This is a genomic window from Thalassotalea castellviae (genome assembly GCF_031846185.1).
In the GTDB taxonomy this organism is placed as follows: Bacteria; Pseudomonadota; Gammaproteobacteria; order Enterobacterales; family Alteromonadaceae; genus Thalassotalea_H; species Thalassotalea_H castellviae.
In genome coordinates this window covers 123371-141687 of record NZ_JAVRIF010000004.1, presented here as the reverse complement: position 1 = coordinate 141687, position 18317 = coordinate 123371, and the positions used below count along the sequence as shown (strand labels likewise).

Below are 18317 nucleotides of genomic sequence, written 5' to 3'. Positions count from 1 at the left end.
ATTTATGATTGTTTTTTTTGGTAAACACGAAATTATAGACCAATGGCGTGAAGTGATCGGTGATGATACAAGGTTTGCTTTTTGTGAATCATATCAGCAGCTAAGTCACTTTACCCCGAAGTCCTGTATCGTTGTATACGTACGAATCCCCAATAAAGCCTCATTACGAATTGCTTTAAAGCTAAAATTAAAAGGGTATAAAGTTGCGAAGTTTTGGGCAGGTACCGATTCTCGTTATTTCAATGATGCTCGCGGCATTGAAAAGCTTTATTCTAAAATCATTTATAAATTATGTATCAACAACAACTTATCCCCCGCGCCATGGTTATCGCAAGTATTAGAAAGCAACGGTCTAAAAACGCAGTATTGGCAAAGCTGTAGCCCAATATTTTTGCTTGAAGAGCAGTTATCACGCAATAATATTCCAACATCTGAAAGCAAACCAATTAAGAAAGTATTAGTGTATAGCAATCCTGATCGACACTGGATATATAATACCGACCGAATGTTAGCGTTAAGTAAGAAGCTTCCTCACATTAACTTTATATTCGTTGGGGATAATACAATAAAGACAGATAGCTACCCTAACGTAACATCATTAGGGCGAATCGATCAGAACAGGTTATTTTCCCTTTTCAAAGAGTGCGACATTTTATTAAGAATAACGTCACATGATGGTTTTTCGCGTATGGCAATAGAAGCAATGTATTTTGGTATGCAAGTAATTACCAACTGGCCTGTACCTTATACCATTGAGTGTCATACAGATATCGCTATTGAGGAAGCATTACAACAACCCGTTACTTTCAATTTAGAAGGCTACAATTACATTCGTCGTGAATTTAATGTCTCGCATTGGAAGTCAACATTAGTTAATGCACTAAAGTAACAGATGGCTAAACTCACTTGTAAACTTATCACAGAGTTACCTTCCTTAATGCAGCATAAGGAGCTATGGGAGCGCTTCCATAGTAATAATAACAACGCCACAATGTGCATGAATTGGTATTGGATTTCACTTTGGTGTCGCCACTACTTAACAAGTACTGATAAGTTACACGTACAGTTCTGGTTTGATAATCATACGCTTGTAGCGATATGCCCCTTTTATATAAAGAAGCGCAAGTGGCTAAGTGAATTACGTTTTATTGGAACAGGTGAAAACAGCCCGACCGAAGTATGCAGCGAATTTCAGGATTTTTTGATTGCCCCAAATTATCAGGCAAAAGTCTTCAAGGCTGTAACAGCTTCACTGTTCGAAAACAGTCATTTTTATAGTATTAACATTGATATAGTGTTAACCGATAGTCATGTGGCTTTATGGCTTAAACAATTAATGCTAGCTCAATGGAAGCTTGAGCAACACGATATTGGTGTACGTTATCTTGTCCCTATAGAAAGTAATCAATCTGAACAAATTTCAAATATTCGCAGCAAAACAACACGCAGACAAGCGAATAAATTTTCACAAGAAAAAAACGTTACCTGCAACCTTGTCAATACAAAAGAAGCCCTTGAACATACATATCAACAACTAATACAGTTGCATAATAAAGCGTGGCTACAGAAAGGTAAAAGAGGCGCGTTTACAGATCAACACTTTGTTTGCTTCCACCGAGATTTTACTGACGCTATGTTAAACTCTGAACAATTAATTATGTTTACACTCAATATCAAAGACCAAGCTGTCGCGACTTATTATGGCGTAATAGAGAATGACGTTTTGTATTACTACCAAAGCGGCATTCAATATTCTTCAGCATTACCAGCTGTAGGCACAGCCATGCATATTCAAGCCATGGATATTGCTCGTCAAAAAAACGTATTTTTATATGATTTTATGAAAGGTGCTAAACATTCATACAAAAATAAGTATCGAAACAGTCATACAACGGTAGCGAACTACACCTTGACTAAATTCCCATATAGCTACTTAATAAAATTTGATAAACTTGCTCGCAAATTGAAAAATGCGTTAGTTAAAGCACAACATACTGCTTGAGAGATAATAGTGAAAATAATACATGTAGTTAGTAGTTTAAATGTTGGTGGTGCTGAAAGGTTTGTAATTGATTTAGCCGCAGAACAGAAAAAATCCCAGCAATTCAATATCGATATCCTTTCAATGGGCGCTAAAGGTGAACCGCTTGAAGAAGAAGTTCGTCGTTTTGAACTAGGGCTACTACACAGTTCTTCAATTTTGGCATTAAGGAAAAAATTGGCAACAGCTGATTTCGTGCATGTTCACAGTAGTTACTGCTTATTACGTGTCTTACTCGCCACCATATTCACAACAACGAAAGTCATTTATACTCGACACAACGAAAGAGTGCACAAGACCTTAAAATGGCGCTTAGTTTACTTACTCGCGAAGTTAAAATTGCATAAGATGATTTTTGTCGCTGATAAAGCAAGAACGAATTACCTAGAAACTTATCGAAGCTTTGAAAAGAAATCTATAATCATTCTAAATGGTGTACTGCCAATGACACCTGTCAAAACCTCCAATAAAAAAGTAAGAATTTCTCATGTTGGTCGTTTTGTTCCGCTTAAAGCTCAACATTTACTCATAGAAGCAGTCGCTTTATTACCAAGCGACCTCCAACAAAAGCTATGCGTATCTTTTTTTGGTACTGGTGAATTAATGGAAAAAAATCAATTGCTTGCTAAGCGGTTAATTCCTGATGTCGAGGTAAATTTTCGTGGATTTGTAACAGATCGAGATGAAATATATGGTCACACCGATATTTTAGCAGTAACCTCAGAAACTGAGGGGTTATCACTAGCTATTTTAGAAGCATTAGCGAGTGGTACGCCAACAATCGCTTCAAACGTAGGCGGCAACCCTGAACTTATTGAAGATAACGTCAACGGTTACTTATATTCATACGCGGATACACAACAACTAGCTAATTGTATAACGTTATTATTAACTAACCCCGCAACTTATCAAAGCTTTAGCATTAACAGTCTTGAAAAGTTTAAAAACGGTTTTTCAATGCAAATATGTGCCGATAATTACCTAAGAGCTTATCACTAACATGCCACAGATGAGAACATCTCTTCAAGCAGCAATGGCTGCTATAAATTTATACAGTGAATACTTCTTGGGACTTATTGTATCCTTGACTATCGCTCGCAATTTATCCACCGAAGATTACGGCTTGTATTCGAGTATAATCTGGATTGCAGGACTGATTACGCTAGCCATTAACTCTGGCTTAGCTATTAATGTGACTAAATTTGTTGCCGAATTTACCAAGAAAGATAACGGTGAATTACCCGGTATATTAGCTTATTTTTGGCGAATACAGCATATAAGGATAGCCATTGTTGTTGTTTTAGCCATCACTATTCTTGGTTTTCAATACGGCCAAACAAAAATGGAGCTTTGGCTTCTTGTCATTTTATTTCTTTGTGCCGTTGTCAAGGCTGACTATATGTTTAGAATGGCAATATTCAAAGGTATTAAAAAGTACGATGTACTTGCTAAAACAAGTTTAATTACTAATCCTTTTAATATTGTCGCAGTGTTAACATGCGCCTTATTTTCTCCAAAACTTGAATACTTCGTATTAATCTATTGTGGTACATGCTTAATGTACGGAGCAAGTGCTCGTTTATTTAACAAAAATTTACCTAAAAGCTCTTGGCAAAATAATACAGTAAAGCAACATAAGGATCGCATCATCGCACAAATGCTCTCAGCGACAGGCATTGTGTTCTTAAGCGCTTTAATTTTTAAGCAAAGCCAAGTTGTTTTTCTAGAGCACAACAATCTGCTCTCTGAGGCAGGCTTTTTCAATATCGCGTTTTTACTTTCAACCGCAGCAATCACCTTAATACCTGGTATTTACCAAGAAATTCTCTTACCCAAAATAACGGATGCCGTACAAAACAACGATGTTAACGCACAGGTAGCCCAAGCAGAAAAATACTTAATGGCACTATCTCTACTAGTTGTAGCGCCAATGATATTTTATGCTGACGTGATTATAGAGATACTGTATGGACAGCGTTATCAAGGAGCTGTACTACCATTGCAAGTAATGATCGTACTTAAAACAATTTTAACGTTAAACCAAGGAGCAAATTTAACGTTAATTAGTTATGATAAACAAGTAGGGATGCTAAAAATAAAGGCTTTTCTATTTCTTTGTGCTCTAATTATAAGCCTAATATCCGTTCCTTTATGGGGGCTTAAGGGGGCATTATTAACTTATGGAACCCTTACTTTATTATCTTTAGTATTATATAGCCATTTAGCTAAACAATGTGGTTATAAAATGATTTCTATAAGAATAATGTATAGAATTTCACTTGCGGCTGTTATTGCCTCCATTCCTATGCTTTTGTTAGACCAATTGTTGAATGGGTTATTATCAGCAATTATTGGTACATTAATATATGTCGTAGTTTACCTGAATCTACTTTTCGTCACTAAAGGTTATGATCGCTCTGTTGGGTATCTATTAAAACAAATAAGGCCCAAGCTTCCTCAATATTGTCATAGTTATTTATCTTGGGCAATTAAACGTCTAGTTAGTTGATTTATATGTATAATAATGAGCAAATATTTATCCCTAGTATTGCCATCTAAACTCATACGAGATGAGCCTTATCAAGGCTATGTGAATTCTTAGAAACTAAAAGCATGCCGCTACTGTAATATTGAATATTCAGGCACTTATTTACTCAAGCTATTTTTCGAGAATAAAAAATACATTCAGCAAAGGTATCTCTTTTAATGTTACTGAATTATAAACGATGGTGTTTATTCTTAGCTGATAACTAGAGGCAATATTCTAATAAGTGTAATATCTTATGTCCCCTTTTTATTTTCTGATCTAATAGGTGTATATGACAGGATAGACTTCTCTAAAGGAGTGACATTACAACAGTAGTCTAATTACAAAATACAAAACGATAAGTGACATTGAACCATAAATAAATGACTTCGGACTTAATTTAACTAATTCTGATTTATCAATTACTTCTAAAGTACAAAGTCGAAAAAAGATACTCATACATAACGCCATAAAAATATACAAAATAATGACATAGCTTCGACTTATGAAAAAAGCAGTTGATAAATAACCTAGCAACCCAACGATACAAAATAGTGCAAGGTCTTTTTCTTTTTTTATAAGCTCGTGTTTAGGATTCAGACTATCAACATTGAGATGAATTATTTTATTCAAAATAAAAAATGTAGAAATAAGCAAAAATGTCCATAATATATAGCCTAAGGCACCAAGTTCTGACATTATTAGTACATATGAGTTATGCGCAGTTTTATAATGGTGTTCTAAAAAACTATCTTTACCAACCCCGACAATTGGCCGGTATTTAAACATTAAAATACCTTGATACCAAGCTTCAATACGAGCATTGGCACTTGCATCTTCAGTACTTATGGTTCTGAATTTGCTTAAAACTACAACTATAATAGGTAAACTAACCATAGATAGAAAAAACGTCTTTACCTTTCCATATTTAATATAAAAAAACGAGGCCAGTACAACTAAAGCCCCTAGTATACTGCCACGACTTTGACTCCAATAAATCCCCGTTAAAACTAATATCAAAGTACAAATATAAAAATATTTTGAGAAAGCATTACGACTATTTTTAGCTAGAAAATAGCTAAAAGGTAAACACATGACTAAAAACATTCCCATATCATTGGGGTCATTCAGGAAACCAACGTACCTCGCCTGTAAACCGTCCATGTCACTTCGAAAATCAGTACTAGAAACCCATCCTACTCCATCTATGGAAATTACCTGAGTATAACCATTATAGACCATAAATAATGCCGCAATGATCATTACTTTCATAATAACAACATGGCGTTCGTAGCTAATGAGAAAACCAGTAAATAATAAGTATGGGATTATAGCAGTACTTAAAAAATCCATTAAAACGGGAAAGCTATAACTTAGTCTTCCGTTTCTAAGCTCGGACATTAGCATTACAAATAACAATAGAAAAAGAACAGTTACGTGAATAGAGGTATTTTTAGGCTTAACCGATGCAAGATACGCTATAAAGGTAATGATAAGCATGGTTCGAATAAATGGAAAATCTATAGTTAGCCAACTCCACTCATGTGGTCGAATGAAGACTAGGCATGAATATATCACTAAAAAGAAAAACCCAAAAGAACTGGCCTTTGGGCTAATATCTACTGTATGACGTCGCACGGCAATATAACTTTAAAGTTTAAGCATTAATTAAATTATTTAAAATAATGTCATGAGCCTCAGTTAAGGGGATAACATTTGAATCCACTGATGGCTTATCTTGAGAAACCCACAGTACGCCATGCGGGTGGTGTTTACCGCTTTTGAGACTATCGGCTAAATAAAATACTCTTGAAAAATCAATTTCTTTACCTTCAAAATCTATTGGATTTGAGGTGTCCACAACTTGGTGGAAACTACAGCCACAAAATAATGTGTCTCCTTCAAGCTTGGTTTTAAATACCTCATGACCATTGAGTGTCGCTTTAGACAGTTTTGTTTGAGCGTCTTTTGCCTGACTATCTGATTCGAATATTATTTGAAATTGATGGGACATCACGGGATTAATTGCTTTTACTCCATTTAAACCAAATGTCTGTCCAACATTATTAATGTCATGAGGACGATAAAAGATCTTGCCGCCTTTAGCATCAAGATCAGCAAAAGGTTGTTGACTAAGTGCTGATGCTAAAATAATTTGCGTATTCTCATCTTTCAACTTAAAGGTTTCACCAATCAATTCATCATGGTTTTTATATGCAAATAAAATAGCGTCTTGATATGTATCTATTTCATTTTGTGTGGGTTTTTTCTCAAACTTTTCAGGTTCCATGTACCGCCAATACTTATGCTGAAAATGCGCAGTGGAGTTAGAGAAATATGTAGCGAAGTTTGGCTTATTCTTTTTATAGAATGCACTAAAAACATCAAATTGAAGCCAATCAAGAATAGTAGCTTTTTTCCAGTTATCTTTAGCTTTAAAAATAGACTTCCACACTGCGGAACAAATTTTCCCTAAGGTTTTTAGTGTTAAGCCGTTGAATATCATAAACTTTAAAAAAGCTAATGTAGAGGCTATACTATTTTTACTACTTTTATTTGTATGCTCTTGTACATTAGCCCGAACAAAATCGTAATATGGTTTATATTTTTCTGAAGAAGCAGAAGCATTTAAACTCCAAGGATCAGGAATTGCAGTTACATATTTATCTCCATGCCTCCACTTAGCATTCATACTGCCGCAAAGCCAAGAACTTTTCCCTTTGTCAGATAATTTGTCCCATATATTATCAAAGTTCAAATTATCTGCTTCGCCTAATCTAAAAACCCCATGCTGTTGATGAGGAATCCCTGTATGCAGTGTTACCCACTGAACCCACGGTTCTAGATACTCTAAATCATCTCCAGCATCGGTAATATATTTATCAGAATTCTCATAAAGTTTTTTAAAGTTAGGTAGGTGCCCTGCAGACATAAATTTTTTCAAAAGCGTTGGGCAAAGCTCATTAAATTCCAACAATATTACATTTTTATTCTGATGCATGTGATTCCTTTTCAACTTGAAGCTTTAGTAGTCAAATTTTCCTTTACTTACTAATAGATATCAAGCTAATTTTAATACAAATTAATGTCACTTATAAGTTCAAGAAGAAATACAGAAAACTTTAAAAACAAACCATAATTTAATTATTAAACGTCTAGCTTTTTATTTGAAGTACCCAATTTTTGTACTTCAAATAAAAATTTCGAGGTAAAAATAAATGGTAGTACATTTTTAAAGTTTTACCATTTGAGCTAATGAACACTTATTATAAATGTAATCTAGTCAACTGCTCAATTTGAGCTTGACGACTTAAGTTATCACAATTTACAGTCTTTGCTTGAATCTTTAATAGATCGCCAACACCGTTTAGGATGTCAAGTTCACAATCATAATTAGAATAAACAACATTATCTGGGTAATTTTCGAGTAGCTTGCGCGTTTCTCCTTTTGCGCCGACGACTGACCAAATAGGCCTATTTAACGCTAAATACTCATATACTTTGGTAGGTATTTGGCGATCAAAACGGCTTCCTTGAAGCAGCAATAGAGCATCAGAACTTTTCGCAATAGTTAATGCTTCTGTTATTGGAACAGGTGGTTCAACAATTACCTCAAAAGAACGTGCAAATCTTTCTAGGTAATTTAAAGTATCTCTATCGGGTTTATCACCAATTAATCTCAGTTTTAATTTTAAAGGTGCCTCAGTTGATTTAATAAACTGTTCTAAAGCTTTTACTACTGGTCGAATATCACGCCCCTCATCATAAAAGGAGCCGATATGAATCAATTCAAAATAATTTTTATGTAAAGTTACTTTACTAGGAATTTTATCAATAATATCTTGATCGTATCCATTGGCAATAACAACATTATTATAATTCAAGTTGTAATAATCTGATAAGGCAGCTGCACTATATTCAGTACAAGTTATTACATCACTGCTTCTTTTTAATGCATAATGGACAATTTCCTGACACTTTTTGATCTTTCTATCGACTTTGGATATCTGATCATATATCCAAAAAGGTGGATCTCTAAAATCTGTAATTAGACGGCATTGTGCTTTAGTTGCAACCTTTTCTGCCACATTTAACGAAGCAAAGTCAGGAAACGATGTAATGATAGTATCAATATTAAACTTATTTACTAATGATTGGCCTTTTAGTATTGCAAAAGGGATCCAGACTGAATATTTACCAGTTCTAGATATTGTAGGATAAATAGGTAAACGCCTACTACTTAATAGCCTTCTTCCAAGTAAACTTAAACTAACAGCTCTATAAATATTGTCCCGATGATCTTTATAGCGGTCTCTTTTAAGGCCCTGAGCACTAGTACAGGTAGTTAATACAATTACAATATGCCCTCTCTGCTCAAGACTTTTTTTGAAAAACTTAATCCTATTTACACCACTTGCCTGAAATGGTTCATATTCTGAAGTAACAAAAAGTATTCTAGCCACTTCTTTCCCTTAATAAAATAATATTTGTTAAGGGAAATATACCCTAAGACTCTAAAAAATGTCTAATATCAAATATGAGCTAATATATAATATATTAACTAACAGTGTTATAGTTAAAGTGGGGAGAAGCCGACATAAGAAACTATAGCCTCATCAAACCCATCAGGAACTTTGAATTTTACTGGTGAACTTGAAAGTTCAGGGTACTTATTAAATAACACTATATGGGGGTTACTATTGACATAGACAGCTACACCTCTTACATCTCCTTCTATAATAAAGCCGTTTTCTTTTGTTAATACAAATGCGTCTAATAAATAGTGTTCCACATCTTCTGTAGATCCGAAATTTAGTGAAGTTATGAACTCATTTCTTTCAGTTGCTACACTCTTCGATACTTCAAAGTGCCATTTTCGCTGGTTTTCAGGCATTTGATATTCGATTATTTCCCGCCATTTTTCACTTTCATTAATAACATCTATTGTAGCCTGAATTGGCCAGTGTACTTGATACACTAATTGATTATCACCCATGATTACATTAAAGCTGTTTTTCTTTCCATTAATTACTTTAGGCTCGGCCTGCACATGCTGTATTAACTTAACCCATCGCGTATAACCGATGTCATTGTATGTATTAGAAGGCTTATATTGGACGAGATCTCTAACTTTAGTTTTGTCAGTCACTACATGATCATAAACAATAACAGTGCTTGGCTTTATAAAGGCTATTTGCCTATTTACTCGCTTTGCATAATCAGTCGCAAAATACCCACTCATATTATATGTTTGAGTAGCGTCTGCTGAAATAGTCGTTACATATTTATTTTCTACAACACTAAGTAATTTAGGTTTACCAGCAGCTCTTCCCGTAGGGCTACTAGAACCATCGGCGCTCGCATTTTCAATTAATATCGTATTGTGAGCACGACTAGAAACAGATACACCTCCATATCCCGTCCGCTCTTTGGTTATCCAGCGACCTTTATAAGCAACATCAAAACTAAGCGCATCCTTATGTTCATGATCAACGCGAATACTTCGATTAATAAAATAGAGATTTGTTGCTTCGTCACTCCAATCATTGCGTGCTGCAACAAATCCTATACCATTTGCAACATGCAATGTAGGTACAATTTCATTAGGAGTAACTATAAGCGCATTAGGGTCATGATACAGCAAGCGATTCAGCCCTGTTACCATTGAACCTTTAGCAAACCCTTGTTTTTCTAATACTTGATTAAACCAATGATTTATCAAACCGATATCTTCAGGTGTTTCTAGGATAGACATTAAATTCAAGGCAAAAGCATATCTATAATCATCACCTAAATGATCATAGTCTACAGCTCTTTCCTCAGAGCCATATTTATAAACTCCCGTACCACCAGCAAGCGTTTGGTGTATCAGCGATCTTAACGCCTGACTTGCATAATTAGTAGGGTAAGGTATACCTCGCTGGTCTTTATTGATAAGGAAAGTTTCAATCCAGTGCATTTGCGTTGCAGGGCTATAATCACTTCCTTCTGCCCATGCACCTCCAGCCATTATATTGTTCATGTAGTAATCAACAACATATTGATTCAATAATTCATCACCAATTTCCAACAGCTTTACACCATAATCTTTATATATTGTCGAATAACTAAAAACATACCCCAATAAAGTTATGTTCTTAGTTATGGATGTCACGTTATCTGTATCAGCAATTCTTAAACTTTCAAAGTTATTTTGATAGTCAACGTGACCTAACCAATAATCTCCCCAAACTTTTAGTATTTTTTCTATACGTCTTTGCTCTTCAAGTGAGAGAAAATGCTTAACCCATGTATATCCCATAATCGCCCAACGACCATTACCTCTAAATTGATTTCTACTTGAGTAATACTGCCAACCAATGTTAGGCTCTGAAAAGTAAGCATGGGTAATAAGTTCGATTGCGCGATCAATATATTTCTTGTCGCCACTAATATAATATGCAGCAGCAAACGCACCTGCATATTCTCCAGCATTATAGGGTATACGATCAAAGTAATGGGAAATTTTACTTTTCATTACATCCCATGCAGTACTATCTTGCGAAATTTTCTCTTTTATTTGAGCAATTCTTTCTGGTGTGTAAAGTAAAACATGTTCAGGAATGGGTACTAAATCTGAATAAATAGCCGCCCAACCATCATGTCGTATAGGGCTTGCTAATAGGCTGTTTTGAAATTGTTTGCTCTCTTTGCTATTAGTATTAACATTTATTGCTTTTGATTGTGGAGAAATCACTAGACAACTAATAACAAGTAAATGAAACACGAGAAAAAATTGAAAACAACGTAACATATCTAATGCACCTTATTAGATAATTTAATAGCAAGTATAGGCAATTTCACCTTAAAAGCCATCGTGATTGATGTCATACGCTCCAATAGAATGTGGAGACGTCCTTTTCCGAAACATAATATCTTTATTCGGGATTAATGGAAAAGTATATTTTGTGTGAATAATTTTTTTGTTAACGGGAATACCATAAAACATAACCAAACGTAAAAATGCATTGCGAATCGTAAAAGAACCTTCGGCAAACTGTCTTTTTTCTTGCATCCAGACAGGTGTGATAATCTTATTTAACTTTGGTAATTGCGGGTTCCCTTTAATTAATTGCTCATCATCCGAAGGTGATACTTTATCAAATATAGAGCTTGGTAGCTCGTACCCTCCATTATAAATTAAGTTATTAACCATACTAAATGAATCTAATTGATTAAAGAAAACATCAGCAAAGTCATTTGACTTTTGATAAGAGCCCTGACCTATGGTGCCAGAAGTATCACTCCAGATATTGCTCTTTAATACAAGGTTATCGTTTATGGGGTTATCGCCTTCTTTGTTGACTCTTAAAGCATATGCATTGCTTGGCAGATCACCTGTTATGGTGTTGTGATAAAAATAAATATCTTTAGCGCCTTTGAGCCCCAATGGTGAACGCATGGAAATAGAACTGTTACCTATTAACAAGTTATTATATATTTTTACATCTCTTGCTTCATGATATGGCTTACCGTCTTCACCAATTAAAATAAAACCGTGGCCATAAGAGCCTTGCCAATTCAAAAAAACATTACGATGAATGTTAATATTCTTAGCCCCTAAAAAAGGGTCTTCATTGCCATTACTATCTTTTACAACAATATAACTCGATGACTTATTAGTTATCGCTCTACTGCTTGCAGCAAAATCATTAAAAAAAATATTATCCGCTATATCTATATTTTGAACACTATTTACATCGATATGTTCATCTGAGTTACCTTGATTGTAAAAGACATTACAATGAATATTGATATCAGATGCGCCGTTGTTTATCTTCAATAAATCATTGTTATAGCTATCATGAAAAATATTATTTTTTAACGTAATATTTTTTAGTTCATTTTTTCCATAACCATCGATATGAACCACAAGTGGCTTTGCAGAAATGTTTGTATGTGTGAATTCAAACCCTTCAATAGTGATATTTTTTGCTTTACTTACAATTGCCAATACACGAGCATTATTAGTTAACGTTGTCATATAAGGGACTTCTGCTTTTATTAACAGCCCCTTCTTAAAAGGTCTTTTTAATCTAACTTCTCCCTGGTAGATGCCGGGGGCAACTATTATAGTACTCGTATCTTCTGCTTTAAATGTTGCAAAAGCAATCGTTCGCCAAGGCTTAACACGGCTGCCATCCCCTTTATAATCATGCCCTTTCAAGGAAACATAATATGTCTTACCTGTTAATTGCTTAGTTTGGCATGTCCCTTGAGTAAATGATGTCGCATTACTAAAAAAACAGACAACCAGTAAACTTAAGAGTGTAATTAGTCGCATTTGATAAAACGCCATTTACAAAACTACCTTTATGATCTTTTTTAAACAAAAAAATCCGGATTAAATCCGGATTTTTATAAGAGGTTTGAAGTAGATTAAATGTTGCGTCTTCTTCTACCTACCAACCCTGTAGCTAATAGGCCTAACCCAAAGATTGCAATAGTTGCTGGCTCAGGTACAGTTCTTACTTTTAATTGTGCAAGTAAGTTATTTTGCTGTTCTTCTACCGTTACGAAACCAAAACAAGTAGGTTGATTATTAGAACACTGATAATCATTACTTAAAGTAGTTAAACCAGAAAGACGAGTTGTTATATAGTAAGTAGTATCTCCCCAGCCGTCGATAGGTAAACCATTAGCCATTAAAACAAATGGAACTGTAAATTCTATAAAATCATTACCAACGATAGGCTGTAATGGAAGGTTTTCTAAACCAGTAATTTCGAAAATATCACCACATCCATTGATATTATCGCCTTGATCTCTTACTTCACCATTTGGACAATCAAAGCCACCAGTGCCAGCATTGTAAGTACCACCATTTGGTGTTTCAAAAAAGTTAATACCAAATTGTAATTGAGGTGCAAAATAAGGAGCATTATCAGTTAGTAATGCATCAGCAGCAGCGTCATTTCCTTTTCCTTCCCAATCAGTTGGCGTTAATGTTAAGCCATCTAATACGAATGCATCAGTAAGTGCATCACCTACGATAACCCAGTTTTCATGCGTAATACCTGTACCATCTGCCCAGTTCCAATCATTTGTAGAAATCGTATCGTTAATTGGGCTATTAATGTCTAAACTACTTTGTGGGTCGCCAGAACCACTACCTGCAGCTGGTGTTCCCCATGTTAGGTTTGTTGGTAGTGATGAATCATCCCCATCTACGTCACCATCAATATCAGTATCTAAAATGTTATCATAAATCCCGGCTGAATCGCCTGTGGCTGCAACATCATCAGATGCATAAACGTTGTTTGTAGTACCATTCCAGTTTTTAAAACCGGCTTGGTTATCATATGTCCATTCTGTAACAATACCAGCAGTTGCTGACGCAGATAATGTCGCAGCTAAAATAGTAGCGCAGACTTTTAATTTAGTTTTCATGCTTTTTCCTTAGCTATGTCAGGTTAATTTTAAATGAGTTCGTTATTGTAGATAAAGCACACAATATGCCAACTCTTAAAACCCTTTACCAAACAGTTAGTTAACATTTTTAGATGTCAATATCCTAATGTATGTGTAAAAAAAACTGACAGTTAAATGCATATTATTTAATATCAGTATTCTCTTTTATTTTCCAAATTAAAATACTATCCCCTTTTCCTTTGAAAGCACGAACTAGTTTAATTTTTTTAAATTTAGAAAGACTTTTAACTTGATGAGTTCCTGTTTTGAAAGCATAATTTACTGTAAAAGCTAACTTCCCCTTTGAAAGACGTAATATATTCCAGTTTTCATTCTCGGTTTTTTGTTCTATTTTCCAACCAACCGGCTCATAATTGTTTAAAAAATACCCAGCTGAGTTTTGTAATGAAGAGCCTTGAAATAAGTATTCAAACACATAATTATCTCCTTGCTTACTAATACATTTTTGAGTGCTATTTTCAATTACAGGCAGAGGTAAGTTAGATGTGATCTTTATTGAACTATTACAACTTTTCGTATCAATTTCAGGATAATGTCGAATTATTGTTCTTACAGTATCAGACGTAAAAAATATACTAATTAGCGCTATAGATATTGATGAGAAATGAACTATATGTTGTTTGTTATTACTGGATTGTTTGTTATCACTGATTTGATTTTTATTGGAGCATGTAAGTGCAAAATTATGACCAAATTTAAATAAAAAGAACATAAATGGGATATATAAGTACCAGCCAAAAGTATTATGGTCATGCATTAAAGAGCTTTGCATTTCTGTGAAATGCCCAATCACTATTAATAAAGCAATCCTTAGCCAATTAATAAAAAGAGCCCCTATAATGCCTAAGCTTATAAAAATTAATCTATGTTTTAGATTCTCTAAATATAAAAATGTATAAAGGCTGCAAATCGCTAAGGATACAATTAAGTAACGTAAACCGCTACAGCCACCCGCTATCTCAAAAACTCCAGAAGGTATTGTGATAAAATTCCCTTCAACATAAATAGGAATATGAGTGAATCCCATAATAAAAGTAACAGCATGGGTAGATAAACTTTGTAGAAATGGTGTTAATGATCCCCAAATAGGTATTAAAAAAATAAGGAAAAGTGAAGGAAATATTACTTTAAAAGATGGTTTAAATATAACCGCGACTATACTTGTAATAAATAAAATAAATGTGATACGAAAGCCTGTTGTGAAATGACCTAGCGTGAAAACAGCCAACAAGTAAGAAAATAAAATCATTAAAAATAGAGTAACTGGCTTTAATTGAGTATTAAATTGTAGTTCTTTTTCTTTAAATAATACCCAATATAGATAACTAACAATTATAGGAATTAAATATGCGTGAGAATATGTACCATCATCAAAACTAAATTGCCAAATATTTGAAAGTATTGCTTGTTGGGTTAGAGCGATTAATAAATATATTATTGCGATGGCAACAATAGGACTATACTGCATACTTATTCCTTTCTGGCAAAATCAATTATAGAACTTAAATGAGTGCTTCGGTGAAGCTACCTATTAAATCTAATATCTATGAATCATTTGTTAGTGCTGATGCGAGATCTTTTTGACCATTTAAGCTGTATGCTTCAGATAAATGTTTCATTATTTCAACATTTTTTGGCATCATTTTATTTGCCTTTTCTAAAGTTTCAATTGCTTTGTCAATTTTGAGTTGTTTTATTAAAACAATACCATACGTATCAAGAATAAGAGGGTGGTTAGGCGCATATAATGTGGCCTTTTTTATATATTTCTCTGCAAGATTTACTTTTTGGTTCTTAAGATACACCCAAGCTAAATTATTCATTGAAATAACATCTTCAGGATTTTTTTCAATCAACTTTAAATAGTTTTCAATTGCTAGATTCGGTGATTTTTCGATATATAATTCTGCCAATAATCTTCTATAAACGTCGAGATTTTCATTTTTAGCTAGCTCATTTGTTAAAAAGGTAATCGCTAGTTCACTGTTATTATTTTCCTTATAAGCCGAAACTAACAACAATCCAGTTGATACTTTTTGATTACTCAAATACGACCGGTTTAAATACTTAGCCGCATCATTAAAATTATTAAGTGCTAATTCTAATTGTCCTTGTATGCGAAGTAGATATGGGTGGTTTGGTTTAATTGCCTTCAATCGATTAACTTTTTGTGAAGCGACCTCAAGTTGATTGGTCATAATTAGGTAGTACGCCTCATAAGCTTGTAACTGGAAATTTGTTTTTAAAGCATCTTTTGATAAACCTATTTTTACAACATTTAATGCTTGTTCATATGCTTTTTCATTTTCTAAAATTGAGACATATGTTAGGTATGCTCTAGGGTTTTCTGGTTGAGCTAATTGCCACTTTTCATAAAGTGCTTTGAGTTCGCTTTTTTTACCATTTTCTATTAATAAGTTTACATAAGTTAGGAAATACTCATGAGGAGCGTTAGCAATATTGTTCACTCCATTTAATATATCTAGAGCTGAATTAATATTTTTCTGAATATTCAAACGACGTGCAAGTATAATTCTTGGCCAAAATGCATCTGGGTTTTTCAGTATAATGTTGTTTAATTTAACCTCTAGAGATTCAGCGTTATTCAGCTTCATTGCATTGTTAATAGCAAGTCTATAAGCTTTCGGTATCTCAAGGTTGATGGTAAATAGCTCGTCTAAATAGTTGTTCGATTGTTTATAATCCCCCATTTCTCTCGAAACGACAGCTAAATTAAATAACGCCGTTTGATTCATTGGTTCTATTTTATACACATCATTAAAAAATCTCTTTGCGATATTTGGAGCATTTTCTTTCATAGCAATATGACCTCTAAGTAACATTGCTGTGATATCACTAGGACTCTTTGCTAACCATGTTTCTGCAACATTTACTGCTTTTGCAATGTCATTGTTCTTAAGGTGTAATTTAGCTAATGCAATATTCGCTGCTTCAAAATCTGACACTAATTCAATTGCTTTAGAGAGAGCATTTTTACCGCCAACTTCATCATGATTTAATAATTTAATCGCAGCAAGCTGTGTTAAAATACTTGGATCGTTAGGAGCTAGACTATTGGCTTTATTAAACATTGAGATCGCAGATTCAGTATCTCCTTTGTTTGCGTATTCAATACCTACACTAGCAAAAAAGGAGGAGTCAGCTGGCGATAAATTATTTATATCATCTATAGTGCCAGCTACTTCGTCTAAATAACCAAGCTTTACTTGTAATACAGCTAGAACTTTTTGCACATCATGGGTTTTTGGTAGATCATCTGCAATAGCATTTAATTGATAATATGCTTGTTCATAATTTTTCAATTTAAAGCTACTAAGCCCATATATCATTTGAGCTAAACCATTCTTTGTAACATTAAGTGCTTTTTCGGCAAGTATTTTAGCTTCTTTATAATCTCCTGTAATATATTTCACTTGTGATAATAAAATGTTAACAGTAGGATGATTGTCATTAATTTGAAGTAGTGCTTGTAAATGAGATTCAGCCAATTGATAAGCGTTAGCTTTTAAATAGTTGTCTGCAATTAAGGTTCTAATTGCAAAATTATTTGTATTTAACTTGTGATATTCTTCATAGGCTTTAGCTGAAGCTAAATATGACTTTTGTTTACTTAATAATACCCCTTTAAGTAACCAAGCTTCGGATAGCTCAGGTGAAATATTTAATAAACTATCCAGTTTAGTTAGTGCTGTGTCTTCTGCATTATCGTGAGCGTCTAGTATAATTTCACCTAGAATGCTTAATGGGTGCTCTTTATTAATATCTAATGACTGCTTAAAAACAATTTTAGATTTCTCGGCTTGATCAAGGTTTAATAACGCTTTGCCTAGAATAAAATTGGACCGTATTATATTGTCTTCATTATCATATTCATTGTTTTCTAATAATTTAACTACTTCTAGATTATTACCTTTAGCAAGTAATATTTTAGCCATTAATATGGTTAATTCAGGTGAATTGAAACCATAGGTAACTGCTCTATTAAACTCTTTTTCAGCGCTTAAAAAGTCATTGTTTTTAAAATAGATTTGACCTAATAAAAATCTAGCCTCTGCACTTTTTGGGTCAAGCTTTATAGCGTTTTTCAATAAAATTATTGCAGTATTTGAATTTCCTGAAAGTATTTTTGATTTGGCTGTCACTATTAATTCTGCAGGGTCTTCAGGAGATGAGCAGGAAAAAGTCAAAACTATTAGTAAACCAGCAGTAAATATTCTCATAGTAAATCCATTTTATTATTTTTTGAGTATTATAATT

12 protein-coding genes are annotated in these 18317 nt (G+C 33.8%); 4 read left to right on the top strand and 8 right to left on the bottom strand.

Features of this window, described 5'->3' with window-relative positions:
- Positions 1-4 precede the first annotated feature (4 nt).
- From RM573_RS09395 to RM573_RS09380, 4 genes are read left to right on the top strand one after another with little or no spacing between them, the layout of a single operon-like run.
- Positions 5-889, top strand: coding sequence for a glycosyltransferase family protein (locus RM573_RS09395; protein WP_311580741.1), 885 nt, complete (start codon positions 5-7; stop codon positions 887-889).
- A 3-nt stretch (positions 890-892) separates the two neighbouring features.
- Positions 893-2002, top strand: a complete 1110-nt coding sequence (locus RM573_RS09390; protein ID WP_311580738.1) for a GNAT family N-acetyltransferase — start codon at positions 893-895, stop codon at positions 2000-2002.
- Positions 2003-2011: 9 nt separating this feature from the next.
- Positions 2012-3040 carry a glycosyltransferase family 4 protein gene (locus tag RM573_RS09385; protein ID WP_311580734.1) on the top strand — a complete coding sequence of 343 codons (1029 nt, stop codon included), beginning with the start codon at positions 2012-2014 and terminating at the stop codon, positions 3038-3040.
- Positions 3041-3050: 10 nt separating this feature from the next.
- Positions 3051-4550 carry an oligosaccharide flippase family protein gene (locus RM573_RS09380; protein ID WP_311580731.1) on the top strand — a complete coding sequence of 500 codons (1500 nt, stop codon included), beginning with the start codon at positions 3051-3053 and terminating at the stop codon, positions 4548-4550.
- A gap of 342 nt (positions 4551-4892) precedes the next feature.
- Here RM573_RS09380 and RM573_RS09375 read toward each other — a convergent pair whose 3' ends face one another.
- The 8 genes from RM573_RS09375 to prsT form a co-directional block, all read right to left on the bottom strand.
- On the bottom strand, positions 4893-6206 hold the full coding sequence (locus tag RM573_RS09375) for an O-antigen ligase family protein (RefSeq protein WP_311580726.1): 1314 nt from the start codon (positions 6204-6206) through the stop codon (positions 4893-4895).
- 19 nt (positions 6207-6225) lie between these two features.
- The gene (locus RM573_RS09370) at positions 6226-7569 is read right to left on the bottom strand and encodes a hypothetical protein (RefSeq protein WP_311580723.1); all 1344 of its coding nucleotides are present in this window, start codon (positions 7567-7569) and stop codon (positions 6226-6228) included.
- Between the two features lie 265 nt (positions 7570-7834).
- Positions 7835-9031, bottom strand: a complete 1197-nt coding sequence (locus RM573_RS09365; protein WP_311580718.1) for a glycosyltransferase family protein — start codon at positions 9029-9031, stop codon at positions 7835-7837.
- 113 nt (positions 9032-9144) lie between these two features.
- On the bottom strand, positions 9145-11304 hold the full coding sequence (locus RM573_RS09360; RefSeq protein ID WP_311580714.1) for a hypothetical protein: 2160 nt from the start codon (positions 11302-11304) through the stop codon (positions 9145-9147).
- Positions 11305-11412: 108 nt separating this feature from the next.
- Positions 11413-12906, bottom strand: a complete 1494-nt coding sequence (locus tag RM573_RS09355) for a right-handed parallel beta-helix repeat-containing protein (protein ID WP_311580711.1) — start codon at positions 12904-12906, stop codon at positions 11413-11415.
- A gap of 80 nt (positions 12907-12986) precedes the next feature.
- Entirely contained in the window at positions 12987-13997 is a 1011-nt protein-coding gene (locus tag RM573_RS09350; RefSeq protein ID WP_311580708.1) for a THxN family PEP-CTERM protein, read from the bottom strand.
- A 163-nt stretch (positions 13998-14160) separates the two neighbouring features.
- The gene (gene xrt, locus RM573_RS09345; RefSeq protein WP_311580705.1) at positions 14161-15507 is read right to left on the bottom strand and encodes an exosortase; all 1347 of its coding nucleotides are present in this window, start codon (positions 15505-15507) and stop codon (positions 14161-14163) included.
- 76 nt (positions 15508-15583) lie between these two features.
- Positions 15584-18280, bottom strand: coding sequence for an XrtA/PEP-CTERM system TPR-repeat protein PrsT (gene prsT, locus RM573_RS09340; RefSeq protein ID WP_311580700.1), 2697 nt, complete (start codon positions 18278-18280; stop codon positions 15584-15586).
- Between the last annotated feature and the right edge of the window lie 37 nt (positions 18281-18317).

Bases quoted from the DNA above. Each gene is read 5' to 3' on its own strand.
- RM573_RS09395 (WP_311580741.1), top strand. From the start codon at position 5: ATGATTGTTTTTTTTGGTAAACACGAAATTATAGACCAATGGCGTGAA.
- RM573_RS09390 (WP_311580738.1), top strand. From the start codon at position 893: ATGGCTAAACTCACTTGTAAACTTATCACAGAGTTACCTTCCTTAATG.
- RM573_RS09380 (WP_311580731.1), top strand. From the start codon at position 3,051: ATGAGAACATCTCTTCAAGCAGCAATGGCTGCTATAAATTTATACAGT.
- RM573_RS09370 (WP_311580723.1), bottom strand. From the start codon at position 7,569: ATGCATCAGAATAAAAATGTAATATTGTTGGAATTTAATGAGCTTTGC.
- RM573_RS09355 (WP_311580711.1), bottom strand. From the start codon at position 12,906: ATGGCGTTTTATCAAATGCGACTAATTACACTCTTAAGTTTACTGGTT.
- RM573_RS09350 (WP_311580708.1), bottom strand. From the start codon at position 13,997: ATGAAAACTAAATTAAAAGTCTGCGCTACTATTTTAGCTGCGACATTA.
- xrt (WP_311580705.1), bottom strand. From the start codon at position 15,507: ATGCAGTATAGTCCTATTGTTGCCATCGCAATAATATATTTATTAATC.
- prsT (WP_311580700.1), bottom strand. From the start codon at position 18,280: ATGAGAATATTTACTGCTGGTTTACTAATAGTTTTGACTTTTTCCTGC.